At 67.1% G+C, this 22,382-nt stretch carries 19 protein-coding genes; 9 read left to right on the top strand and 10 right to left on the bottom strand.

Annotation, left to right across the window (positions count from 1 at the left end; translation table 11 throughout):
- Nucleotides 1-67: 67 nt before the first annotated feature.
- The 3 genes from AB0F17_RS64465 to AB0F17_RS64475 form a co-directional block, all read right to left on the bottom strand.
- Nucleotides 68-700, bottom strand: a complete 633-nt coding sequence (locus AB0F17_RS64465; protein WP_358046923.1) for a neutral zinc metallopeptidase — start codon at nucleotides 698-700, stop codon at nucleotides 68-70.
- 909 nt (nucleotides 701-1,609) lie between these two features.
- Entirely contained in the window at nucleotides 1,610-2,827 is a 1,218-nt protein-coding gene (locus AB0F17_RS64470; RefSeq protein WP_358046926.1) for a DUF6596 domain-containing protein, read from the bottom strand.
- Nucleotides 2,824-3,195 (bottom strand): YciI family protein, encoded by a 372-nt coding sequence (locus AB0F17_RS64475; protein ID WP_358046928.1) that lies wholly within the window; start codon nucleotides 3,193-3,195, stop codon nucleotides 2,824-2,826. The genes AB0F17_RS64470 and AB0F17_RS64475 overlap by 4 nt, the downstream gene beginning before the upstream one ends.
- Nucleotides 3,196-3,394: 199 nt before the next feature.
- On the opposite strand from AB0F17_RS64475, the gene AB0F17_RS64480 reads away from it, so the two are divergent.
- The 3 genes from AB0F17_RS64480 (at nucleotide 3,395) to AB0F17_RS64490 (ending at nucleotide 7,886) form a co-directional block, all read left to right on the top strand.
- Nucleotides 3,395-4,909, top strand: coding sequence for an MFS transporter (locus AB0F17_RS64480; protein WP_358046931.1), 1,515 nt, complete (start codon nucleotides 3,395-3,397; stop codon nucleotides 4,907-4,909).
- 124 nt (nucleotides 4,910-5,033) lie between these two features.
- Nucleotides 5,034-6,029, top strand: a complete 996-nt coding sequence (locus AB0F17_RS64485) for a GNAT family N-acetyltransferase (RefSeq protein ID WP_358046933.1) — start codon at nucleotides 5,034-5,036, stop codon at nucleotides 6,027-6,029.
- Between the two features lie 306 nt (nucleotides 6,030-6,335).
- Nucleotides 6,336-7,886 carry a carbohydrate-binding protein gene (locus AB0F17_RS64490; RefSeq protein ID WP_358046936.1) on the top strand — a complete coding sequence of 517 codons (1,551 nt, stop codon included), beginning with the start codon at nucleotides 6,336-6,338 and terminating at the stop codon, nucleotides 7,884-7,886.
- A 125-nt stretch (nucleotides 7,887-8,011) separates the two neighbouring features.
- On the opposite strand, the gene AB0F17_RS64495 is transcribed toward AB0F17_RS64490, so the two are convergent.
- Entirely contained in the window at nucleotides 8,012-8,548 is a 537-nt protein-coding gene (locus AB0F17_RS64495; protein WP_358046939.1) for a hypothetical protein, read from the bottom strand.
- A gap of 1,516 nt (nucleotides 8,549-10,064) precedes the next feature.
- Nucleotides 10,065-10,493, bottom strand: coding sequence for a hypothetical protein (locus tag AB0F17_RS64500; protein ID WP_358046942.1), 429 nt, complete (start codon nucleotides 10,491-10,493; stop codon nucleotides 10,065-10,067).
- A gap of 273 nt (nucleotides 10,494-10,766) precedes the next feature.
- On the opposite strand from AB0F17_RS64500, the gene AB0F17_RS64505 reads away from it, so the two are divergent.
- Nucleotides 10,767-12,026 carry a serine hydrolase domain-containing protein gene (locus AB0F17_RS64505; RefSeq protein ID WP_358046945.1) on the top strand — a complete coding sequence of 420 codons (1,260 nt, stop codon included), beginning with the start codon at nucleotides 10,767-10,769 and terminating at the stop codon, nucleotides 12,024-12,026.
- A 120-nt stretch (nucleotides 12,027-12,146) separates the two neighbouring features.
- Here the strand turns inward: AB0F17_RS64505 and AB0F17_RS64510 are convergent, their stop codons facing one another.
- Together AB0F17_RS64510 and AB0F17_RS64515 are read right to left on the bottom strand one after the other, a co-directional pair.
- Nucleotides 12,147-12,461 carry a tetratricopeptide repeat protein gene (locus tag AB0F17_RS64510; protein ID WP_358046948.1) on the bottom strand — a complete coding sequence of 105 codons (315 nt, stop codon included), beginning with the start codon at nucleotides 12,459-12,461 and terminating at the stop codon, nucleotides 12,147-12,149.
- Nucleotides 12,458-13,441 (bottom strand): pirin family protein, encoded by a 984-nt coding sequence (locus tag AB0F17_RS64515; protein WP_358046951.1) that lies wholly within the window; start codon nucleotides 13,439-13,441, stop codon nucleotides 12,458-12,460. Before AB0F17_RS64515 ends, AB0F17_RS64510 begins: the two co-directional genes overlap by 4 nt.
- A 260-nt stretch (nucleotides 13,442-13,701) precedes the next feature.
- Between AB0F17_RS64515 and AB0F17_RS64520 the strand changes: the two genes are divergently transcribed.
- On the top strand, nucleotides 13,702-13,872 hold the full coding sequence (locus AB0F17_RS64520; RefSeq protein WP_358046954.1) for a TMEM175 family protein: 171 nt from the start codon (nucleotides 13,702-13,704) through the stop codon (nucleotides 13,870-13,872).
- Nucleotides 13,873-14,135: 263 nt separating this feature from the next.
- On the top strand, nucleotides 14,136-15,212 hold the full coding sequence (locus AB0F17_RS64525; RefSeq protein ID WP_358047004.1) for a hypothetical protein: 1,077 nt from the start codon (nucleotides 14,136-14,138) through the stop codon (nucleotides 15,210-15,212).
- Between the two features lie 197 nt (nucleotides 15,213-15,409).
- Here AB0F17_RS64525 and AB0F17_RS64530 read toward each other — a convergent pair whose 3' ends face one another.
- Nucleotides 15,410-16,237: an oxidoreductase gene (locus tag AB0F17_RS64530; RefSeq protein WP_358046956.1), complete on the bottom strand. Its 828-nt coding sequence runs from the start codon at nucleotides 16,235-16,237 to the stop codon at nucleotides 15,410-15,412.
- Nucleotides 16,238-16,324: 87 nt separating this feature from the next.
- On the opposite strand from AB0F17_RS64530, the gene AB0F17_RS64535 reads away from it, so the two are divergent.
- On the top strand, nucleotides 16,325-16,759 hold the full coding sequence (locus tag AB0F17_RS64535; protein ID WP_358046959.1) for a MerR family transcriptional regulator: 435 nt from the start codon (nucleotides 16,325-16,327) through the stop codon (nucleotides 16,757-16,759).
- A gap of 36 nt (nucleotides 16,760-16,795) precedes the next feature.
- On the opposite strand, the gene AB0F17_RS64540 is transcribed toward AB0F17_RS64535, so the two are convergent.
- Both AB0F17_RS64540 and AB0F17_RS64545 read right to left on the bottom strand, forming a co-directional pair.
- Nucleotides 16,796-17,338, bottom strand: a complete 543-nt coding sequence (locus tag AB0F17_RS64540) for a MarR family transcriptional regulator (protein WP_358046962.1) — start codon at nucleotides 17,336-17,338, stop codon at nucleotides 16,796-16,798.
- A 114-nt stretch (nucleotides 17,339-17,452) separates the two neighbouring features.
- A complete protein-coding gene (locus tag AB0F17_RS64545) occupies nucleotides 17,453-20,419 on the bottom strand; it encodes a glycosyl hydrolase (protein ID WP_358046965.1) in 2,967 nt (988 codons plus the stop codon).
- A 511-nt stretch (nucleotides 20,420-20,930) separates the two neighbouring features.
- On the opposite strand from AB0F17_RS64545, the gene AB0F17_RS64550 reads away from it, so the two are divergent.
- Together AB0F17_RS64550 and AB0F17_RS64555 are read left to right on the top strand one after the other, a co-directional pair.
- A complete protein-coding gene (locus tag AB0F17_RS64550) occupies nucleotides 20,931-21,548 on the top strand; it encodes a TetR/AcrR family transcriptional regulator (RefSeq protein ID WP_358046968.1) in 618 nt (205 codons plus the stop codon).
- Between the two features lie 58 nt (nucleotides 21,549-21,606).
- Nucleotides 21,607-22,278: an enoyl-CoA hydratase-related protein gene (locus AB0F17_RS64555; protein ID WP_358046971.1), complete on the top strand. Its 672-nt coding sequence runs from the start codon at nucleotides 21,607-21,609 to the stop codon at nucleotides 22,276-22,278.
- Nucleotides 22,279-22,382: the final 104 nt, after the last annotated feature.

A 22,382-nucleotide genomic window follows, 5' to 3' on the forward strand; every position in this document is an offset into this window, starting at 1 on the left:
CAGCCCCGGCAGAATCGGCGACATCGCCCGCGCGGCGCTTGTCCTCACCCATTTCGAGCACAACCACCTACCGGCAATTCACTGAGATCACGTCAATGTCTTTCTTCGACGCGATCCACGTATTGCAGGAACCGAGCCGGCCGCTGTCGAAGCCACGGGTAAGCCAGTGCCCGTAGGGCTTGAGTTCCTTCTCGGTCTTGTACCTTGATATGAACTCGGGCCAGGAGGGCAACGTCTTGCGCGTTGCCTGCAGTGCGGCTGCGGCAAAGCACCCCGTCTGGTCCTCGACCCGGTTCTCGGTCAGGATCATCTCCTTCTGATCCTTGGCCTTGCTGTCGAGTTCCGCCTGGTAGTCCAGGATGTGCATCAGGTCTTGGATGTAATGGCCATGCTCGTGGGCGACCAGATGTGCCGCCCACATCCCGTTGTACGACCTCCATGTGCTTGGCTCCGCCAGCACGTAATAGGTTTTATTGGACGGGCAATAGACGCCGTAGGCGCCCTTTGACGGCGTTAATCCATCACAGGCGGAGACCTTGATCCGCTTGGCTAGATACTTGCGCTTGGGCGGTATGTAGGATGAGTGCATCTTTTTGAACTGCCGTGTCCAGATACGGTCGAGACAGCCGCTCACAGCCTGCATATAGCTCCGCATCGAAGTCCAGTTGTCGTCCCTGAGTTGGGGGAGCGCGCAGTTCATTTTGGTGATACGAGGCGTGCGGTATAGCGGGCTTCTTAGTGCCGCGTCCCGGGGAGAGAGCGGCGTTGAGGCGCGAGCGTTGACGGGCTTCGCTTGTACCGAGGCGTGAGCCGCTGCGTCACTGTCGCTGCTGGGCATAGTGCTGTCGGGCGGCGTGCATCCGGTGAGACCGCCGAAGGCAAGGAGCAAGAGGAAGATGCGCCTCGATGACCGCAAGCGCCGCTTTGCCTGCCGCGCACCTGCTAAACGGGGTCGGTGATGCAATTGATTCGCTGATGTCATAAGAAATCATGATCGGATATAAATTCGTCCTTGAGTGGGGCTCGCCGTCACGGTCTGATCACAGATGTCCGTGTGGGGCGCGGGTCCTTTTCTGCCAGTGCCGCGCCCCTCCAGCGCCTTCCGTGGCTGTTCTGACGGCGGCTGGAGATCCGGATCGGGCGGAGGAGATCATCTCCCATAAGATCAGCACCCCCGACCTCCGGGAGCGTGCCAAGGCGAACCTGGCTCAGGCCGCGGCAGCGTCCGGTGACTTCGACCGAGTCGAGGCCGTCGCCCGCGCCGCCGAGGCGGCTCCTGGCGGGAGCCCTCGTGCACGGCCACGACGATCTGCTTCTCATCTCGATCGCCCGGACGTCGCCCGAGGCCGTGCTGGCTAACGCGGACAGCATCCTCGCGCAAAGCCTTCTGTAGGTACTGGCGCTGGCAGCAACGGGATCGTCGGGCGGGGTGATCTCCACGGACATGGTGCATCTGGAGCAAGTGCCGACATCGTCCGGCCGGCCACCGTGGGAGTGTTCGATCATCGGCTCTCGTCCGATTCCCCGCGTGCGCCGCGATGTGCTTCATGGGGGGGGAATGCCCAGGGGAGAATCCCTGATCACTCCCGCCACTGTGAACCCATGTGACCTAGTGGATTGTTCTCACCCGGCTGGCCCGCGACTCCAGGTAGCGCTGCTCGGCGATGCTGGCGGTGGCCTTCGCGGCGCGCCGGTAATGCTCGTACGCCCCGGCCATGTCGCCGGTCTTCTCCAGCAGATGCGCCCGTACGGACAGCAGCCGATGATGCCCGGCCATCCGCTCGTCACCGTCCAACGTGGACAGCAGGGCCAGCCCGGCCGACGGGCCCTCGGTCTCGGCGAGCGCGATCGCCCGGTTGAGGGTGACCATCGGGTTGGGCGCGATCCGTTCCAGGACCAGGTAGAGGGCGTGCACCTGCGGCCAGTTGGTCTCCTCGGCCGTGGCCGCGTCGGCGTGCGTGGCGGCGATGGAGGCCTGCAGTTGGTACGGCCCCAGCTCCGGGCCGGCCAGCGACGTCTTGACCAGCTCGATGCCCTCGTCGATCAGCCCGCGGTCCCACTTCGTACGATCCTGCTGGTCCAGCGGCACCAGGTCGCCGGCCGCCGTCGTACGTGTCTCCCGGCGGGCGTGGGTGAGCAGCATCAGCGCCAGCAGCCCGGTCACCTCGCCGTCCTCGGCCAGTTGCGCGTGCACCATCCTGGTCAGCCGGATCGCCTCGCGCGCGAGGTCGGCGCGGTGCAACTCGCTGCCCGAGGACGCGGTGTAGCCCTCATTGAAGATCAGGTAGAGCACGTGCAGAACGACCCGTAGCCGCTCCTCGCGCTCCGCGCCGTCCGGCAGACTGAACGAGCTGCCGGCAGCCTTGATACGTTGCTTGGCCCGGCTGATCCTGGCGGCCATCGTGGCCTCCGGCACCAGGAACGCGCGGGCGATCTCGGCAGTGGTCAGGCCACCGACCGCACGCAGCGTCAGGGCGGTCTGGGAGGCCGCGGTCAACGTCGGATGGCAGCACAGGAACAACAGGACGAGCGTGTCGTCGGTGTCCGGTACGTCCTCGGGCACCACTTCGGTGGCCGTCGCCGACTCCCGCTCGCGGCGCGCGTGGTCACTGCGCATCTGGTCGATGAGCCGCCGGGACGCGACAGTCACCAGCCAGCCGCGCGGGTTGTCCGGCACTCCCTCGGCCGGCCACTGCGTGGTGGCAGCGAGTACGGCCTCCTGTACGGCGTCCTCACACCCCTCGAACTGGCCGTTCCGGCGTACCAACGTGCCGAGGACCTGCGGCGTGAGCTCACGCAGCAGGTCCTCGATGGCAGGTGCGGTCATGCCTCCAATTGTCCGTCAGCGAACATCACCTGCCGCACCTCGACCCCCAGCCCCTGGATCGCGCTGTCCGGGATCTGCGCCGCCAGCTCGATCGCCCGCTCCTTGCTCTCGCAGTCGATCAGGTAGAACCCGCCCAGATACTCCTTGAACTCCAGGAAAGGTCCGTCGGTCACCACCGGCTGGCCGTTGCGTACGGACACCACCGCCGCCTGCGACGGGTCGACCAGCGCCTGCGTGGTGATCAGCTCGCCGGACTTCTTCAGCGCCTCCATGAACGTGCCGTGGCCGTCACCGATCGCCGCCTTCTCCTCGTCGGTCAGCGCGTCCAGCACGGCCGGGTTGATGTGCAGGCTGATCAGGAACTTCATCTCGTACTCCCTCGTGGTTCGGCTGGGCCCTTCGACTGGTTGGTCGGAGCCGCTGCCGCAGTCTTGACATCCCCCGCCAGAACTTTCGCATGAGCTTTCATCGTGTCTTCGAGCGCGCCGTACCGATGTCAAGAAGCTCGCGACCGCTCCGACCAACCGCCGAAACGTCGAGCCGTCGAGAGAACAGGAAGTTACGGATATGCGAGTCAACCGGGCGTGGCTGGGACTGATCGTCCTCATGCTGCCGACATTGTTCGTCGCGATGGACATGACGGCGCTGCTCCTCGCGCTCCCACAGCTGAGCGCCGGCCTGGGGGCCACCAACGTCCAGCAGTTGTGGATCAGTGACAGCTACGGATTCATGGTGGCTGGCCTGGTCATCACGATGGGTACGCTCGGCGACCGGATCGGCCGCCGACGCCTGCTGCTGATCGGCGGAGCGGCGTTCGCGGTGCTGTCGGTCGTGGCCGCCGTCGCGACCAGCCCGCTGATGCTGATCGTCGCGCGTGCGCTGCTGGGCGTCGCCGGCGCGACCCTGGCGCCGTCCACCCTCGCTTTGATCACCAACATGTTCCGCGACGAACGACAGCGCGGGCAGGCCATCGCGATCTGGGCGACCTGCCAGTTCACCGGCGGCGCGCTCGGCCCCGTTCTCGCCGGATTCCTGCTTGAGCACTTCTGGTGGGGATCGGTGTTCCTGGCCGCCGTACCGGCGATGGCGTTGCTGCTGCTCGCCGGGCCGGTCCTGCTGCCGGAGTTCCGCAGCGACCAGGCCGGTCGGCTGGACCTGGTCAGCGTCGGGCTGTCGCTCGTGGCGGTCCTTCTGATGGTCTACGGCATCAAGGAGTTGACAGTCGAGAGCGCCCCGGTCGTCCCGGCGGTGGCCCTCGTCGCCGGTGCGGCCATCGGATTCCTGTTCGTACGCCGGCAACTGCGGCTGGAGAGGCCGCTGCTGGACCTGCGGCTGTTCCGCAACCGCCCGTTCACGGCCGTACTCGTCGGGCTGGTCTTCGCCGGGGTCGCCATGGCTGGTACGGGCCTGCTGGTGACCCAGTACCTGCAGAGCGTGCTGGGCTTCTCGCCGGTCGCGTCGGCGATGCTGTTCGCACCGATGGGCCTGGGCGTGGCGGTCGGCACCATGGCCGCACCGGCGCTGGCCCGGCGGATCAAGCAGACGACCGCGATCGCCGGCGGGCTGGTGGGGTCGGCACTGGGCAGCCTGCTGCTGGTCGCCGTCGATGTCGACGGTGCGATCGCCCTGCCACTGGTGATGACCGGCATCGCCGTACTGGCGCTGGGCACCGGCCCGCTGTTCGCGCTGGGCACCGGGCTGGTCGTCGGGTCCGTACGGCCGGAGCGCGCCGGCTCGGCGGCGTCGATGTCGGAGACCGGTAACTACTTCGGTGGTTCGCTCGGCTTCGCGCTGTTCGGTGTGGTGGCCGCGGTGGTCTACCGCACCCGGATGGACGGCACGTCGCCGGCCGACATGTCCGACTCGCTGGCCGGCGCGGTCGCCGCCAGCCGGCACCTTCCCGCCGACCAGGGCGCGGAACTGCTGCACACCGCGCGGGAGGCGTTCACCGCCAGTCTGCACGTCACCGGCGTGGTCGGCGCGGTCATCTTCGCCGGGCTGGCCGTACTGATCATGATCATGCGCCCGGCAACCCGGACCACCCTGGCCGTAATCCCCGGCTACGAGGCGACCCGCTCATAGAACCCCGCTGCGGCCTACGTTGTGGTGGTCATGGCCGTGATCCTTTGGAGTCACAAAGCGTCTGTCTGATAGGCGCGGCATACGCTGCGACACCGCAGGTCCAACGTGACGGGAGGATTTTGATGTGGGCGTGAACAACGGTGGCGGCCTGGCGTCGCTGGTGCGACTGCCTGGCTACGTCTTCCGGCCATACCGGGGCGACGCAGATCACGGCGCGATGGTGGCTGTGCGGTTGGGGTGTGCGGAGCGGGATGGCATCGACCCCGGGTCGGTTGTGGAAGGGCTCCCGACAGCAGCCAAGATCGCGGAATCCTGTGCCAAGCTTGACGATCCGTCCGAGAACCAGGTCTTGGTAGAGCACTGCGGCGGCGTCGTCGGTTACTCGACGATCAGGTGGTGGCAGGAGCGGGACGGGACGTGGTTGTACCTGCACCGTGGCTATCTGCTGCCCGAGCATCGCGGCCAGGGCGTCGGCTCAGCCATGCTCACCTGGGCCGAAAGCCGTATCCGCCGGCTCGTGCGGCAGCAGGGAACCGCACAGACGGCTGTGTTCGGCGCGAACGCCATGGCCTCCGAAAGGGAAGCGACGGCGTTGCTGCTCGACACCGGCTATCGGCGTGTCTTCAGCCTGGTAGAGCTGGAACTGGCCGATCTCCGACGGCTGCCCGAGCGCGGTCAGTTGCCGGCCGGCGTCCGCATCGGCGCCGTCGAGCCGAGCAGTTACCGCCCGGCATGGAAGACAGTCGTTGATTCGTATGCGAATGCCGCCTTCACCCAGAAGTGGACTTTCGACAGCTTCCTCGCCACGGCAGACCCGACCTGCTGGCGGGCCGCTTGGGATGGGGAGCAGATGGCCGGCGTTGCTCTGTGCTCCATCCGTCGGCAAGACCGCACTGTGGGCGAAGTCGAAGAACTCAGCGTGCGGGCAGAGTCGAGGCGTCTAGGACTTGGGCGGGCCCTGCTGCTGGATGGGTTGCGATGCCTCAGCGAGCACGGTGCGGTGACCGCCCGCTTGTACACCGGGACGGCGAATCCGCACCGGTCCTACGACCTGTACGAGGGCGTGGGGTTCCGGCGCAAGAGCGAGTACGTGCGCTACCGCAAGCCGATCGCCGACTGATCGGACGACCGTGCCCCACAAGCGCGTCGACAGTGGTAATTCCCGAAGATCGAACTTAGCTTGATCGACCGGACATGCCCAAAGCGGGCGGCGCCTGGGAATCCGCGTCCTCGTTGAAATTTTCACGGCTGCACAGCCGCACAGCACGAGGATGAGGCCGTCTCCCCGCCTGTGACCTCGGCTAACTTGCGCCCCCCAGTGAAGCTGCCATGGCGCAGGTGGTCGCGTGCCTTTCCGTCCTCGGCGGTGCGTGCTTAGCTTCGCTCGTCCACCGGAAAGCGCTTACCAAGCCTATGGAGACGAAAGATGCGCCTAAAAGCCGTCATCGCGTGCGCCGGCCTGTTAGCCAGCGGACTCGTCGGACTATCACAATCCGCCGCCAATGCCGCGACCACCCGCTACGAGGCCGAGACCTCGCCGGCGATCTGCACCGGCACGATCGACTCCAACTGGGCCGGCTACTCCGGCAGCGGCTTCTGCAACGCCACCAACGCCGCGGGCGCCTATGCCCAGTTCACGGTGAACGCCTCGGCGGCAGGCACGGCAACGCTGGGAGTACGGTTCGCCAACGGCACCACCACCAGCCGTCCCACCGGCCTGATCGTCAACGGTACGACCGTGCAGTCGCCGTCGTTCGAAGGCACAGGTACATGGGACACCTGGGTCACCAAGACGCTGACCGTCAACGTGAACGCGGGCAGCAACACGATCCGGTTCAACCCCACCGGCAGCACCGGCCTGCCGAACATCGACTACATCGACTTCACGTCGGGCAGCACACAGCCCCCGGGCGACACCCTGTACGCGTCACCGAACGGCAGCGCGAGCGCACCCGGAACGCAGTCGAACCCCACCACGCTCGCTTCGGCGATCACCCGCATCACTGCCGGTGGGACGATCTACGCGCGCGGCGGGACCTACAACCTCGCGCAGACGGTCACCATCGCGGCAGGCAACAACGGCACCTCCAGCGCCCGCAAGAACCTGTCCGCCTACCCAGGTGAGACCCCGGTACTGAACTTCTCGGCCATGACCGAGGACTCGGCGAACCGCGGGCTCGCCCTGAACGGGTCGTTCTGGCGCCTGTACGGCATCGTCGTCGAGCGTGCCGGTGACAACGGGATCTTCGTCGGCGGCAGCAACAACATCATCGAGCGCACGGTGACGCGCTTCAACCGTGACTCGGGGCTGCAGATCTCCCGGATCGCCTCCGACACCCCCCATGACCAGTGGCCGGCCAACAACCTCGTCCTGAGCGCGGAGTCGCACGACAACGCCGACTCCGACGGCGAGGACGCCGACGGCTTCGCCGCGAAACTCACCTCCGGCCCCGGGAACGTCTTCCGCTACGCCGTCTCCCACAACAACATCGACGACGGCTGGGACCTCTACACCAAGACGGACACGGGACCCATCGGCCCGGTGACCATCGAGGACTCTCTCTCGTACGGCAACGGCACCCTCAGCAACGGCACCCAGAACGGGAACGGTGACCGCAACGGCTACAAGCTCGGTGGCGAGGACATCGGCGTCAACCACGTCATCCGGCGCAACATCGCCTTCCACAACGGCAAGCACGGGTTCACCTACAACCGCAACCTCGGCACGATGTCGATATCGAACAACGTCAGCATCGACAACACCGAGCGCAACTACTCGTTCGACGGCGGCACCTCGGTGTTCCGGAACAACGTCTCGTGCCGCAGCAGCAGCGGGACGAACGACCGGATCGTTGGTGACGCCGACAGCTCGAACCAGTTCTGGTCCGGCTCGAACGGGTCCCGATGCTCCTCCTACACCGGCGCCCTGCACTGGTCCTTCGCCGCGGACGGCCGCCTCGTCGTGACCTTCGGCTAGCCCGGCAACGCCGCGCCGCCGCAGATCTTCGTACCCGACTACCCAGCTGTGTCCCTGGCCGTGCGAGGCGACCGGAAGCTGATCGCCCGGCTCCGACCTCGCAGCCCAGGGACACATGAACCTGCCTATTGTCGGCTGGGACAAGGAGGTTGGCCGACCGGCCGCTCCGTCGAAAGACTCAAGCCCCATGCGGTGTATAGCCGGAGCGGTACCGGGGCTATACAGCCCGCCGTTTCGAAGTCGCCTCCATAGCGCCATGCGTCGCCGCCATGTTTGCTCCAGAAATGAATCCTGTCGACAATGGCGATCGCATAGAAAACATCATCGGCTTCGGTCTGCCCATATACGGCGCCGTAGTAAACGGCCCCGCTCACAGCCACCGTCAGCGCTGCGGGTTTACCTGCTTCACGAGCGGCGTCAACGAGGCTCTTGCGAGTCTCCCCGTCGATTTGCAGCGACCATGCGGTCCCGGGAGCTACCCGTTCCCCGTCTTCCTCGTCCTCGTCGATGACCTGCTGGGACGTGGCGGGTGCCGGAGTGGTCGCTGTCCCGGTTTCGCCAGCTGGCCCTGGTAGGACGAGTATGACGGTGGCAATCGCGGCGGCGACCACCACGATCACTATTCCTGCGATCGCCACGAGTGCTAAGGCTGATGTCCGCATGACCAATTCCTAAGATGCGAGAGGAAGCATTGGCGAAGGGAAATTGCTCTGTTCGTGGATCCGGTTTGTGGCCTGGCAGGCGCCGCTGAAGCACAGGGTACCGTTCGCAATCACAGCGCGGACGTCCTGCTGCGGGTCTACGCCAAGTGCATCGACGGCCAGCAAGAGCAGGCCAACAGCAAATTAACAACGCCTTGGACCTGCACCACATTTATCCATCTCCGGCCCTGGTTGTTCTGCGGCCGGTGGCCTTCTTTGCCGAGTCGCTTCCGATGGACGTGACCGCGCTCAGGTAGCGAATGAGACTCAGTAGATGCGCTCGGGCCAGTGTGGGTCTTGCCCTCGGGCAGGCCATGTAAGGCTGAGCAGCCGAACCCGGTGAAGCAGGTGCTCGGGTGCGCCATGGGCTCGCAGGCGTGCGGGAGCGTGGCGAATCAGCCAGGCGGTCAGCGGGACGCGCATGTCTTCCTCGTTGTGCCAAGTGTCCCAAGGGGGTAAGTCTCCGAGAGGTCGCACTCCCAGTGGGCCACGGCTTGGGTCAGATGCTGGTCGGCCACGGGGTGGGCGTGTGTCTCCCAGGTGGCGAGCCTGGGGCTGAGCGTGGCAGAGGTCTCGGCGCACATCGCGAATACGTCATAGGCGGGTACGGCGGGATCGGGTGTGGTGAGGGTGTACGCCCACCATGCAGAAATGCACGGACGGGCAGAAAGAGCAGGTCAACGATGCCTTGAACGAGTAGCCGGCGCTTATCCACCTTCGGCCTCAGGGCGGTCGGGGCCATTTCACTTCGTGCCGCTACTCCGCCGCGTCGTTCCCGCCAGGCATTGTCACGCTGCGTCACTCTGGCATGAACGGGCAGCGAGAGGAGGACCATGCACGATGACCACGACAGCCCCGCCCCGTCTCCCAGCGAGCCGCGCCCGCTGAGACGGCCACCGTACGGCCTCCCGCTTCGGCCCCGGCCCCTCACCGCATCCGACTCTCTCAACTGGAGAAAGTACTCAACTCCAGCCCCGCCATCCTTTCGAGGCTGGGATCGCCTGACCCGGCCAGCGCTCATCACCGGCTTCCTGGTCTGCGTAGCTGTCGGCATCTGGTCGAGCGTGTGTGGCACTGACAGCGTCTTGCCTCGTACGGATGCCGCCTCGATGCCGACGCCTCGCCTGAGCGTTGCCGCACGCTCAGTGGTCACCTCGCCGCCCGCACCCCGGACGCCACTCCCGGCGACGCCCCATTCAAGTCCCAGGGTGTCGAAGAACAAGGCGACATGGTCGGGGAGTCTTCATCGGTCAGCGGTTTCGGCTGTGCCGCGGCAGCGGCGTGAGAGCGTCCCGGCGGCACCGCGCCGAAAGACAACCATCCTCGTTGATCACGCTAGAAAGCCCAAGCGCATCGTTCCTGAAGACAGCAGCGAGAAGGGAGTGGCAGCGCTGATCGCCGGGAAGTGTGATGAGTTGTTCCCGCCTTCCCGCCCCGCGTTCCGCCTACGCAACCAGGTGTGTCATCAGATCTACGGCTAGCTAAGCCGGTCGTCATCGTCGTCAAAGCCGCCGATCCAATCGCTGATGTACTTCGCACTTTCTTCGGCGAGGACCACGACCTCCCGGGGGGCTGGGCCGAGGGAATCGACGAGCTTCTCGGGGTCTACTGGCCTACCTGGGCTCACCAGATAGCACGACAGGCCGGTGCTCATCTGGCGGGCCATCGAGGAGACGAACGCGTTCCGGCGGAACCTGTTGCACAGCAAGAGAAGGCGTTGGCGCTCAAGCTCCTTCCTCAGCTCGATCAGGGTGTCCTCGAAATCCACCGGCGATCGGAACACCAGAGGCCGAGCGCCCTCCCGATCGAGGCGGAGTTCGCATATGTCGTCGTCAGCGTCCCGCAAGGTCACTACGCATGGCAGACGCGACTCGTCCGCAAGGCCGACCAGTTCGAGCCTGTACATGTTCACCTCGATACATAGTTCGGGTTCGGAAGCCACGCGTCCGGCTCGTCGAACTTGCCCAATTTCCAAGCGCCCCTGATCTGCTCAGGCAGCAGATACTCGACTCGATTAGCCGCCGAACGACGCCGCATCTACTGCCAGTCGTTCCCCAGAGGTAGAGCTGGCTATACCTGAGCGCTCCAGTGCACGGGATCGATCAAGGGTGCCGTCCACAGACATTCTTGGTGATGTCCGAAGCGGACAACCCTCACCAAGAAATCAGGAGCGTTTCCCATGTCGCGTACCTCTTCTGAGTCGAAGTCTCCCCGGCGTGTGCGGGTTCTGGCGGCGGCGGTGCTGGCCGGGCTGACGGGGCTGGTCGTGGCGGGGACGCCGGCCGCTGCGGCCACCGGGCTTGATCGCACCGCGAACGTCGTGCAGAACCGCACGGCCTGGGATGACGATCTGCCCTCCGAGCTGGCGGAGGTGCGTGATGAGCTGAAGCGTAACCACAGGCCCGACGCCGTGCAGAAGAGTTTGGACGAGCTGGTGGCGAAGGACAAGTTCCCGGCGGCGCTGGCCGCCGTGCAGGACGGCAGGGGCCGGACGCGCCACTACACCGCTGGGGTCGCGGATCTGACGACCAAGGCGCAGGTCCCGGTCGACGGTCAGGTGCGGATCGCCAGTAACACCAAGATGTTCACCTCCGTCACCGTGCTCCAACTCGTCGGTGAGGGCAAGGTGAGCCTGGACGAGCCGATCACGACGTACCTGCCGAAGGTGGTACGCGGCAAAGGCATCGATGGCGGCAAGATCACGGTGCGGCAGTTGCTTCAGCACACCAGTGGCCTGCCGGAGTATGTCCGCTATATGCCGAGCGTCTTCACCGCCCGCGACGCCTCTTACTCGCCTCAGGACCTGCTGAAGCTGGCTTTCGCGCATGAGGCGTCGTTCGCGCCGGGCACGAGCTGGGAGTACAGCAACACCAACTATGTGCTGGCCGGTCTGCTGATCGAGAAGGTCACCGGCCGTCCGCTGGCTGAGGCGATCACTGACCGGATCATCAAGCCGATCGGGCTGCGCCACACGTACTGGCCGTCCAAGGGGGACACGACGATCCGCGGGCGTCACCCTCAGGGGTACGGCTCGGAGAAGCCCGGCGGCAAGCTGGTCGACATCACCGACCAGGACCCGTCGCGGGCGTGGGCGGCCGGGCAGCTGATTTCCACCCCGAGCGACGTCAACCGTTTCATGAGTGCGCTGGTGGGCGGCAAGCTGCTCAAGCCCGAGCAGCTCGCGGCCATGAAGCACACGATGAAGGCCACCGGTCTGCCGGCCGGCTGGGAGTACGGGCTCGGCCTGGTGAAGATGCCGCTGACCTGCGGAGGCGTCGCGTGGGGCCACGGCGGCGACATCGACGGCTACGAGACCCGCAACGGAATCACCGAGGACGGCCGAGCCGCCACCGTCGCCGTCACAGCCCTGCCCGCCACCCCGGACACCATGCAGCACGTGATCGACGCCATGGACACCGCACTGTGCAGCAAGCGGTAGCCACGACATATCCGATCAGCCCCGGGAGCGCACCAGCCCCCGGGGCTCACCCTTGCGGTGCCCGCCGCGATCGAACGCCTCGCCGCATCGTGGAACGGCCGCGTCCAGGGACGCCGTCGATCATCCGGTCATGGCGGCGTGCAACCGCAGGTAGGTCTCCGCCTCGGCGTGCCGGTTGGCCCGCTGGAGGGTACGGCCCAGCAGCAGGTGGGCGTACTCCTCGGTGGGAGCCCGCTCGACGACGGCCCGCAGCTCCACCTCGGCCCGGCCGAGCTGGGCGGAGTGGTAGTAGGCGCGGGCCAGCAGCAGCCGGGTCGCCACGTTGCCCGGCTCGGCGGCGACCACCGGCGCCAGGATGCGGGCGGCGCCGATGTAATCCTTCAGCTCGAAGTACATTCGGCCGCGGGCGTACTCCTCGGCCAGGCTCACGGTCATGGCCGCTCCTTACCGTCGGTGTGCGGCATCCGGGCGGCGGGGACGACGCCCAGGCGGCCGGCCTGGTAGTCCTCCATCGCCTGCAGGATCTCGGCGCGGGTGTTCATCACGAAGGGGCCGTAGTGCACGACGGGCTCGCGGATCGGCTGCCCGCCGAGCAGCAGCACCTCCAGGTTCGGCTCGGCCTGCGGCTGGCGCTGGTCCGCGGCCAGCATGAGCGCCCCGCCGGGCCCGAACGCGGCCAGCTGCCCCTTGTGGATCGGCGCATGCCCGGTGCCTGCCGTACCCTGGCCGGCCAGTACGTAGGCCAGCGCGTTGTAGCCGGGGTTCCACGGCAGATTCAGCGTCGCGCCCGGGCTGAGGGTGGCGTGCACCATCGTGATCGGGGTGAACGTGATCCCGGGCCCCTGATGGCCGTCCAGCTCGCCGGCGATCACCCGCAGCAGCGTGCCGCCGTCGGCCGAGGTGAGCAGTTCGGCCTCGCCGCCGCGGATGTCCTGGTAGCGCGGCGGGTGGAACTTGTGCGCTCGCGGCAGGTTGACCCACAGCTGGATCCCGTGGAACAGCCCTCCGGACACCACCAGGTGCTCGGGCGGCTTCTCGATGTGCAGCAGTCCGGAGCCGGCGGTCATCCACTGGGTGTCGCCGTCGGTGATCGTGCCGCCGCCGCCGTTGGAGTCCTGATGGTCGAAGATCCCGTCGATGATGTAGGTGACGGTCTCGAAGCCGCGGTGCGGGTGCCAGGGGGTGCCCTTGGGCTCGCCGGGCGCGTACTCGACCTCGCCCATCTGGTCCATGTGGATGAACGGGTCCAGGTCGGCGACGGAGACCCCGGCGAAGGCTCGTCGTACGGGGAAACCCTCGCCCTCGAAGGCACTTGGCGCGGTGGTCACCGACCGGACCGGCCGCTGAACGGCGGCGGCGGGATCGGCGACGACGACGCGGGGCAGCGTCAGCGTGTTGGCGGTGATGGCGGGCATGGGCTACTCCAATCTGGTTGAATATTAAACAGTCGATTTGAGGAACAGTTCAGAACTGAGAGAAATTCCACGAACTCACGCTGTTGAGTGCCGTACAAGCGACGACAGACGGGGTGAGCGCGGTGGCCCTCATCCGCCGAGGGAATGCACTGGACCACCGCGTCACCGGCTCGGGCTACGGCGCCATCCTCCGAGTCGACGGCGGACGCACCGCGGCCTGAACGGCCGGAGCCGCGCCTTGACGATCATAGGCTCCTGCGATGAAGCAAGGGACGACCTACGGGATCGACGTCGAGCGCTTACGGCTGTTCGGCGATGCCGTCATCGCCATCGCCATCACGCTGCTCGCCCTCGAAATGACCATCCCCGAACAGGTCGGAAAGGAGGAGCTGGGCCACGCCCTGGTGGAGGCGCGGACGCTCACCAGCTGACCCCCGCGTCGGTCAGAGCCTGGCCTTGCACTCGTCGCGGTAATAACCCTGCCGAGGATTTTTGCTTTCGCGTCGAGAAGCGGATTGTGACGTTCCCCTTTCCGTTCGTGATCACCGGGTGGCAGTGGCTCCGACCTGCGCAGAGGGCGTTTATTCGCGGAATGCTTTTCTCGCCGATTTTCCGGCTGTCACCTCTTGGCGAAAATCGACGAAGCGTTTATCTTTGTGATCGTTTTGAATTATCAGCTACCCGATATGCGGTGATGATCATCCGATTCACGAGCAAGAACCTCACAATCCTGGCGAGCGCCCTCCTCATGGCATCGGCCGGGCAGACGCTGGGCGCGAGCCCGGCCGCGGCGGACGAGTGCCCGACGGCGACCGACCGGTGGGAGGCCGTCGACCTCGGCGTGACCGGCGGCGCGCTCGACATCAACGACCTGGGGCAGATCGCTGGTTTCAGCAGGAGCGAGACCCGCGAGACCCGGGCGATCGTCTGGGACGACGGCGAGACCATCGACGTGGGCACCCTCGGCGGCCCCAGAGGCGACGCCTCCGGGATCGACGAGGAAGGCCATGTCGTCGGCAGCAGCTACACGGAGTCGGAGAAAGGTCACGCCTTCCTCTGGCGCGAAGGGACGATGCAGGACCTGGGTAACTTCGGGGGGTTGGCGTTCCCCAGGGACGTCAGCCAGGGCGCCATCGTCGGCGAATACAGCACCTTTCTGCCCGGCCACATCAGAGTCAGGCAGGCCTTCGTGATCCGGAACGGAGTCAAGACCGATCTCGACCTCGTCGCCGGCAGCGAAGCCACGGGCATCAACACGGCCGGCCAGATCGCCGGCACTCATCGCCGCACCGAAAGAGCGGGCCTGCCGGCGAACCAGCTGACCCAGCGCGCCTTCCTGTGGGAGAACGGCACCGTCACCGAGCTGGGCACTCTGGGCGGCATCTGGAGCGAGGCGAACGGCCTCAACAACCAGGGCCAGGTCGTCGGCCAGTCAGCGCTCGACGCGGACGGCGTGCTCCAGGCCGGCTTCGTGTGGAATCCCGAGACGGGCATGCGGCGCCTTGAGGACGGCGGCGGCGTGGCCCGCCCGAAGGCCATCAACGACGGGGACGTGATCGTCGGGACGCACACCTGCGACACAGCTTCCGGCACCGCCCGCGCGGCGGTGTGGACCGACCCCTCGCAGGCGCCGGCTCTGCTTCCCGACCCCGCGGGCGGCACGGCGACGGCCGCCAACGCCATCAACGTCCACGGGGAGATCGCCGGGAACGCGATGTATCCCGAGGGTCAGCAGCACGCCGTGCTCTGGAGGCCGGTGGCGGGCGACTGACCGCACTCCGGAGGGTGATGGCCGCCACTCACCCCTCCCGCTGAATCGACAGCCCGCTCCGTGGGCTGTCGGCCTATGAGGGCGCACCGGCCGGCGAACTGCGCACCGCCTCCCGGCGGGCGTTGGAGAACCTCGTCCGGTCCTCACGGAGCACCCCAGATAGCGTGTGTCGGCTCCGTGGCGTGGTGAAAGGGCGTTCAGAAGCCGGTCGAGAGGGCGACGAGCCGCCATTGGTCCAGCTCGCGGCGGACCAGATCAAGCTTGGCCTCCACGCGTTCGACCGCGTCCGCACCGAGTTGCAGGCGCAGCGGAGGCTCGCCGGACTCCGCGACGTCCACGATCGCGGTGGCGGCCTTCACCGGATCGCCTGGTTGGTGGCCGTCGTTGGCGGCCAGGGCCGCGCGGGTCGGGCCCGCACCGGCGTCGTAATCCGAAATGGATGCGGGCTGGACTTGAAGGCTTGCGCTGTTGAGGAAGTCCGTCCGGAAGCCGCCCGGCTCGACGATGATGACCCGCACACCGAGCGGTGCCAGTTCGCCATACAGCGCTTCGGAAATGCCCTCGAGGGCGAACTTCGTCGCGCCGTACAGACCCGCGCCCGAAGCCGTCGCGAAACCGCCCACCGAACCGATGTTCAGGACGCACCCGGATCGCTGGGCGCGCAGCGTGGGCAGCGTCGCGCGCAACGTGTTCAGCACGCCGAAGACGTTGACATCGAACAGGTCGCGTGCCGCCTTGTCGGACACCTCCTCGACCGCACCCACCAGCCCATACCCGGCATTGTTCACCACAACGTCGATCCGGCCGAACTCCGCCAGTCCCGCATCAACCGCAGCTCGCAGCTGCTCCGGAGAAGTGACATCCGCGGTCACAGCCAGCAGTCCGGCAGGCTTCTCCGGGTACGCCTTGAGCACCGCCTCCGCATCCCGAGCCGTGGCAATGACGCTGTGCCCCCGAGACAGTGCTTCGCGGACGATTTCCGCCCCGAGACCCCGCGACGCCCCGGTGACGAACCAAACACCCATGATCTTTCCCCATCCGTTCGATCGGCTGCATTTCGACGCTATTAGCTAGAGTCGGCTCTAGATCAAGCGGTGTGACAGGAGTCGCTCGTGGATTTGAGCATCGGTGAGGTGTCGGAGCGGAGTGGGCTGAGCGTCCATACGCTGCGGTTCTACGAGAGGGAGGGGCTGTTCGCCAACCCCGTTCGCCGCACGCCCAGCGGGTGGCGGATCTACCACGAGGAAGACCTGGAGTGGCTGGCGAGCTGCACCAAACTGCGCTCCTCGGGGATGTCGCTGGCGGCGATCCGGCGATACGTCGAGCTGACCCAGCAGGGGGCCGGCAACGAACACGAGCGTTTGGCGCTGCTGCACGATCATGAGCAGCAGGTCGAGGCGCAAATGCGTGAGCTTCAGGAATGCTTGGACGTGATCAGATACAAGGTCAGGGTCTACACGGAGTATGTCGCCCGCGGCCAAGCCGACGAGCTCTGGAATCCCTCCCATCCAGACGCCGAAGCGGACTGCCACCGAGCCATGCCGTGATGCGCCTTGCAGCCCTACGGGCGGGAAGGCCACACGTCACCGGTGGCGGTTCGGCTCGATGCGCTTTCGTGGCGTCTGCTGCATCCTGATGGCGTCGCGGGACAGGCGGGAGAGGAGGCGTTTGAGCGTGGTCATGTCCTCCTCGCTCCAGTCGGTGAGCATCGTGTCGACAGACTGCTGGGCGTGCGTCATGATCCGCTCTCCGATCTCCCGGCCTCGGGGAGTCAGCGCGAGCAGTACGCCGCGTTCGTCGGAGGGCTCGCGCACCCGCACGATGAGGCCCGCCTCGTCCAGGCGGTGGGCGATCTTGGAGAGGTTCGCCCGTCCTGTGCCCAGGGCCTCCGCCAGTTCGCTGGGGCGCATCGCTCCCCGATAGCTGAGCTGGTTGACGACGAGGAACATCGACACGTCGTTCACGGGGAAGTCGACAGCGGCCATGACGGCAAGTCGCCTGGTGAGGCTGTCGGCCCAGTGGATGATCGAGGCCAAGGAGACACGCAGGTCGAGAGGATCCGGCGCGATGGCGGGTGACAGGTCGATGTCCGGATCGTCCAGCTCGTAGCGTGGTGCGCCCGCCACGATGTGCCTCCCCTCCGGCGTTGCATAATTCGTTCTCGGAAAGCCTATGTGCTGGCGGTGCAGGCGCGGCGACCGTTCAGGGCACGTGACGTGTCCGGTCGCCGCGCGGCCGGCTCAGCTTGTCGTCGCTTCCGTTGTCGCGTCTGTCGTCGCTTCGCGCAGCAGCCGCACCGGTCCGAGCAGCCCGTGGCCGTGCGCTGTCGTCTTCTGTGTCTCGTTGCCGCCGACGAAGAACGCCATCACGTCGGGGACGGCGTCGTAGTAGCCACGGGCGAGCAGCCGGTTGTTCAGCGAACTGGAAACTCGGACCGTCACCCGGTTCTGGCCCGGCTGCAGGTCGCCGGTGACGTCCACCTGCGGGCAGGAAGTGTCGAAGCCCTTGACCGCGCCCTGGTTGACCTGGACACAGCCCAAGGCGCCGGCGGTCGATCCGAGGTCGAGCACGTACCTGGTTCCCGCGACCGGGGCCTGGTCGAGAGTGAAGGTGGTGGTGTACTCGCCGACACCGCTGACCTCGGGCCCCACCTCGGGGAGGTCGTTCCATGGCCGCAGGGGGCCGTGGCCGGCGTCGAGGCGGGTGATGGCCGTGGTGGGGCGCTCCTCGCGGGTCTCGTAGCCGAGCCCGCGGTCCTCGGAGATCACTTCCAGGTCGCCGGCGTCCCAGCTCTCGACCGCGATCGTCCATTGGGAGATCTCCTGCAACGGCTCGGCCGTGACGGGATCGGAGCCCGTCGGCTGCGGCGCCGCGCGGTCGAGGGTGAGCAGCGCCGTCTCGCCGGGGGCCAGGGTCACGGTGACGATCGTCCGGCCCGCTTCATGCCGAACGCCGTGATGGGGCCGGATGTCGCCGGTCCAGGCGTCGATCCGGTGGGCGGCCGCAGTACCCGGGAGAGCGACCTCGACAGTGGTCGGCTCGCCGGTCTCATAGAGGAAGTGGTACAGGTACAGGTGCAGCAGGTCACCGTCCTCGCGCAGGTGGCCCAGGACGCTGTGGTTGTCGGTGGCGAACTCGGCGCGTCCGGAGAGCCCGAGGTCACGCAACGCCTGGAGGGCATGGGCGGGATCGTCCACCTCGGCGACGGTCGGGAGCGCGCGCAAGTGCGCCATCGTCTGGGCGAGTTCCTCATCGCGGCCGTCCAGGCCCGGGGTGCGGGCCGCCGCCCGGTGATGGGTGGTGTGCTGGCCGGCGACGAGCCACTTGAGTTCGCGGGCGCCGTTGACGATGACAAGCTTCAGACCCTGGCGCGCCCACTGCAGAAGCTCGGCCGCAACGTCCGCGTCCAGCGTCTCCTGGTAGACGATGAGCGCCTGATAGCCGGGGCCGTCGGGCTGGACGAGCCCGCCGGTGAACGACACCTCCTCGCGCAGCAGGAGCGATCCGTCGAAGAACTCATATGTCCACCCGGCGTCCTGCATGCCCAGGTCCTGCCACCAGTGGTTCTGGCGGTCGCGCATCCACCTGCGCCCGTAGGCGTCCTCGTCCGGGATCCGACGGCCCTCCGAGTCCACCAGGGCCAGGCCGCTGGTGTTGTCGGTGAAGTGGTCGGTGCGCAGGATCCCGACGTCGACCCGTGGCGTGCCCTGGCGCAGGACGGCCTGGTATCGGCCGAGCGCCTTGTTCCACAGGGGGTAGAACTCGGCTGCGGGCTGCCGGGTGTCGAACCGCTCGGAGAACCTGGACCACATGCCCTCGTGCCCCGGCCACTGGGTGACGCCCTCGGCGCCCGCGGTGCTCGCCCAGCCGTGCAGCACGGTCTTGGTGATCCCGGCCGCCAACTGGGTGGCGATGATCTGGTCGTAGAAGCGGTGGTCGAGGATGTGGTTGCGGGTGGTCGCGCCGGTCTCGGAGGAGTACTGCTTGCCGAACAGGTGGGCGGGCCCGGCCATCAACCGGTAGGCGTCAATCTGCGCACCGAACTCCAGGGACTCGGTCTCGATGCCGTCGACCTCCGGCCCGGGGCGGGTGAGCTCGAACGGCAGCCCGTAGCTGATCTCGGAGCGTAGCCCGATCCCGTTGTCGTGCAGGAACGTGGCGAACGGGCGCAGCATGTTCTCGATGTAGAGGTCGGTGAGCGTGCGCACGTAGTCGAAGCGCACCTTCTCGACGGTGACGCGGTGCTCGTCGCGTACGTCGTAGTGATAGGTCGTACTGACGGCCATGAACGGCACACTGCGCAGCAGGAACGGCAGCCAGACCGTGATGTCGTAGCCGCGGCGGGCACGGAACTCCTCAGCGAAGGTACGCCCCCAGAACAGGCCGCCGGCGCCGTAGGTCGACAGCTCCAGGGAGTCCATGTACATCTGCACCCGCGGGTTGCGGCTGATCTGCTCGCGCAGCTCGGGGGTGAGCACGACCGAGGTCCAGTAGTCGATGACCGCCTCGACGCCGTCCCGGTCCAGGTAGTTGACGGTGTAGTTGACCGATGCCGAGGGCGAGGCGGTCTGCCCGGTGCCGTGCATCCACAAGACGAACAGCCGCCACGGGCCGTCCTCTGGTGCGCGCCACTCCAGCGTCTCGTCCCGCACCTGGTCGGTGAGGTCGACGACGGATTGAAGGTCGAGCGTGGTGGCTTCCAGCACCCGCGCGGCCACGACGGCCACCAGATGCTGTTCGGTCACCTTGCCGCGATGACCGGGAAGCTGAGTCGTGGGCGCCTCGGCGTCGAGGTCCACGCGCGGGAGCAGCCCGCTGCGCGAGCCGGCGGGCCCGAGGTCCTCGGTCACCACGTCGAGCTCCTGCGCCGCGGCTGGGTGATCGGGGGTGATGGTGGGCAGGTTCGCGTTCGCCCAGTTCGTACCGGAGGTGAAGCTCACCGCCATGTTCCGCCTGGTCGTCTCCTCCACCACCACGTGGGAGTCGTGCGTCCACTCCTCCGAGCCCCAGCCGTAACGGGCGTGGTCGATGCCGGCCTCGTCCATGGCGAGGAACTCCATCCCGCCGAACCCGAGCCGGTGCGCGGTGTCGACCTCGCGCAACAGCGTCTCGTCGGTGTGCAGTCCCTCGGCCAGCCACCATCGCACCTCAGGACGGAACTCGATGGCCGGGTCGGTGACCAGGCGGGTGAGGTCGTCGAGTGACATGCGTTCCCCTTCGCGATTGCATCGATTTAACGCATCCTGCGGGCACCGTTGGGTCCGACCCTAGGTCGCACCGCGCGCAAAAGCAATGTCGTGAGGAAACTATAAAAGGTCGCTGTGGGCAGTTTCCTGCCCTAACAGGGGCCGACGAGCCTCGCGACCCTGTACGAGAGGCTCAGGCGCCAGGCGCCACCATGCCTCACACTCTCCCCTGGGAGCCCCTCTTTCACCCATAAGCCTTAAAACGATTCACGCCATCTGGGTTCCCGAGCTTCCGGTTTCCTTGGCCGAAAGAGACCGCTGGCGAGCCCGACAGCGCCGCTTTCTGTCTGGTCTGGTCATACTCCTGTGCCCGCTTGTCAGGCGTACGCCTTCGTCGCCTCGCTCGGTGATGATGTCCGTGGCGCCGACCACCCTGTCCAGCCTCCGACGTTCGTTCGGTTCCTTCTTGCATGTTCTATGACATACGGCCTAAGTTACCCATGGGTAGCGTCGAAAGAAGGTCGGTGGCGGTGTGAGTCCGCGCAAGAGCGACAGTCGGGAGCGGATGCTCCTCAGCGCCGCCGCCCTGCTGCGCGAGTACGGCGCCGGCGCGACGAGCATCGACCGCGTCCTCGCGCACAGCGGTGCCCCGCGCGGGTCGGTCTACCACCACTTCCCGGGCGGACGCGCCCAGTTGATCGACGAGGCGGTGGCGCTGGCCGGCGACTACATCGCGGGCCTCATCGAAGCCGCGACGCGGGCCGACGACGTGCTGGAGGCGCTCGACGCGTTCTTCGCCTTGTGGCGGGACCGGCTTGTGGAGAGCGACTTCCGGGCCGGCTGCCCGATCGTGGCGGTGGCCGTGGAGACCAACGACGAGGCCCCGCAACTCGCCTGCTCCGCCGCCGAGGTCTTCGCCCGCTGGCGGGAGGCACTGACCGGCCTGTTCCTCCACAACGGCCTGCCCGAGGGGCGGAGCCGGAGGCTGGCTGCCTTCGTCATCGCCGCGGTCGAGGGCGCCGTGATCATGTGCCGGGCCGAACGCAGCACCGCCCCTCTGGACGATGCCGCCGCCGAGATCCATGACCTGTTGGTCCACGCCCTGCGGGACCGGCCCGACCCCGACTCCGGTCACGGCACCCGTCCGTGACCGCCCAACTCTGGTCACCGCACCCGTCCGTGACCGCCCAGCCCGAGGGAGCCGCGCCATGCCCGTACTCGACCGCCAAGACGACGTCTTCATCCTCGATCTCGGAGACGGCGAGAACCGATTCCACCCCGACTGGATAGCCGCCGTCGATGCCGCCCTGGACGAGGTGGAGAAGGCGGACGGGCCTCGCGCCCTGGTGACCGCCGCGACGGGAAAGTTCTACTCCACCGGGCTCGACCTGGACTGGTACTTCGCCCATCCGGACCAGCAGCAGGATTACGTGATCTCGGTGCACGCGCTCTTCGCGCGGCTGCTGTCTCTGCCGGTGGCTACCGTGGCGGCGCTGCAGGGGCACACCTTCGCCGCCGCCGCCATGTTCTCGCTGGCCCACGACTTCCGTGTGATGCGCGCTGACCGCGGCTTCTGGTGCCTGCCCGAGGCCGGCATCAACATCCCCTTCACACCCGGGATGTCCGCTCTCATCCAATGCCGACTGACGCCGCAGACCGCCCACGAGGCCATGCTCACCGCCCGCCGCTACGGCGGCCATGACGCTGTGGCCGCCGGCATCGTCGACCACGCCGTCGACGAGGACGCCGTACGGACGACCGCCGTCGAGATTGCCCGGGCTCAGGCGGCCAAGGCGGGCGACACCCTCGCCACCATCAGGACCCGCATGTACGCACCTGTCCTCGCCGCCCTGCGCGACACGACCAGCGTCATGGGCTGACGCCGTACCCGCCATGGCCGACGAGGAGGCGAGGGCATGACGCACTCGGCCGGCACCACCTCCACCTGGCACAAGCCCGTGCTCTCCCGCATCGAAGCCTCCAG

The organism is Nonomuraea sp. NPDC026600 (assembly GCF_040638335.1).
GTDB lineage: Bacteria > Actinomycetota > Actinomycetes > Streptosporangiales > Streptosporangiaceae > Nonomuraea.

Excerpts from the sequence above, each read along its gene's own strand:
- AB0F17_RS64465 (WP_358046923.1), bottom strand. The coding sequence starts at position 700 with ATGAACTGCGCGCTCCCCCAACTCAGGGACGACAACTGGACTTCGATG.
- AB0F17_RS64470 (WP_358046926.1), bottom strand. The coding sequence starts at position 2,827 with ATGACCGCACCTGCCATCGAGGACCTGCTGCGTGAGCTCACGCCGCAG.
- AB0F17_RS64475 (WP_358046928.1), bottom strand. The coding sequence starts at position 3,195 with ATGAAGTTCCTGATCAGCCTGCACATCAACCCGGCCGTGCTGGACGCG.
- AB0F17_RS64480 (WP_358046931.1), top strand. The coding sequence starts at position 3,395 with ATGCGAGTCAACCGGGCGTGGCTGGGACTGATCGTCCTCATGCTGCCG.
- AB0F17_RS64490 (WP_358046936.1), top strand. The coding sequence starts at position 6,336 with ATGCGCCTAAAAGCCGTCATCGCGTGCGCCGGCCTGTTAGCCAGCGGA.
- AB0F17_RS64495 (WP_358046939.1), bottom strand. The coding sequence starts at position 8,548 with ATGCGGACATCAGCCTTAGCACTCGTGGCGATCGCAGGAATAGTGATC.
- AB0F17_RS64500 (WP_358046942.1), bottom strand. The coding sequence starts at position 10,493 with ATGTACAGGCTCGAACTGGTCGGCCTTGCGGACGAGTCGCGTCTGCCA.
- AB0F17_RS64505 (WP_358046945.1), top strand. The coding sequence starts at position 10,767 with ATGTCGCGTACCTCTTCTGAGTCGAAGTCTCCCCGGCGTGTGCGGGTT.
- AB0F17_RS64510 (WP_358046948.1), bottom strand. The coding sequence starts at position 12,461 with ATGACCGTGAGCCTGGCCGAGGAGTACGCCCGCGGCCGAATGTACTTC.
- AB0F17_RS64515 (WP_358046951.1), bottom strand. The coding sequence starts at position 13,441 with ATGCCCGCCATCACCGCCAACACGCTGACGCTGCCCCGCGTCGTCGTC.
- AB0F17_RS64520 (WP_358046954.1), top strand. The coding sequence starts at position 13,702 with ATGAAGCAAGGGACGACCTACGGGATCGACGTCGAGCGCTTACGGCTG.
- AB0F17_RS64525 (WP_358047004.1), top strand. The coding sequence starts at position 14,136 with ATGATCATCCGATTCACGAGCAAGAACCTCACAATCCTGGCGAGCGCC.
- AB0F17_RS64530 (WP_358046956.1), bottom strand. The coding sequence starts at position 16,237 with ATGGGTGTTTGGTTCGTCACCGGGGCGTCGCGGGGTCTCGGGGCGGAA.
- AB0F17_RS64545 (WP_358046965.1), bottom strand. The coding sequence starts at position 20,419 with ATGTCACTCGACGACCTCACCCGCCTGGTCACCGACCCGGCCATCGAG.
- AB0F17_RS64555 (WP_358046971.1), top strand. The coding sequence starts at position 21,607 with ATGCCCGTACTCGACCGCCAAGACGACGTCTTCATCCTCGATCTCGGA.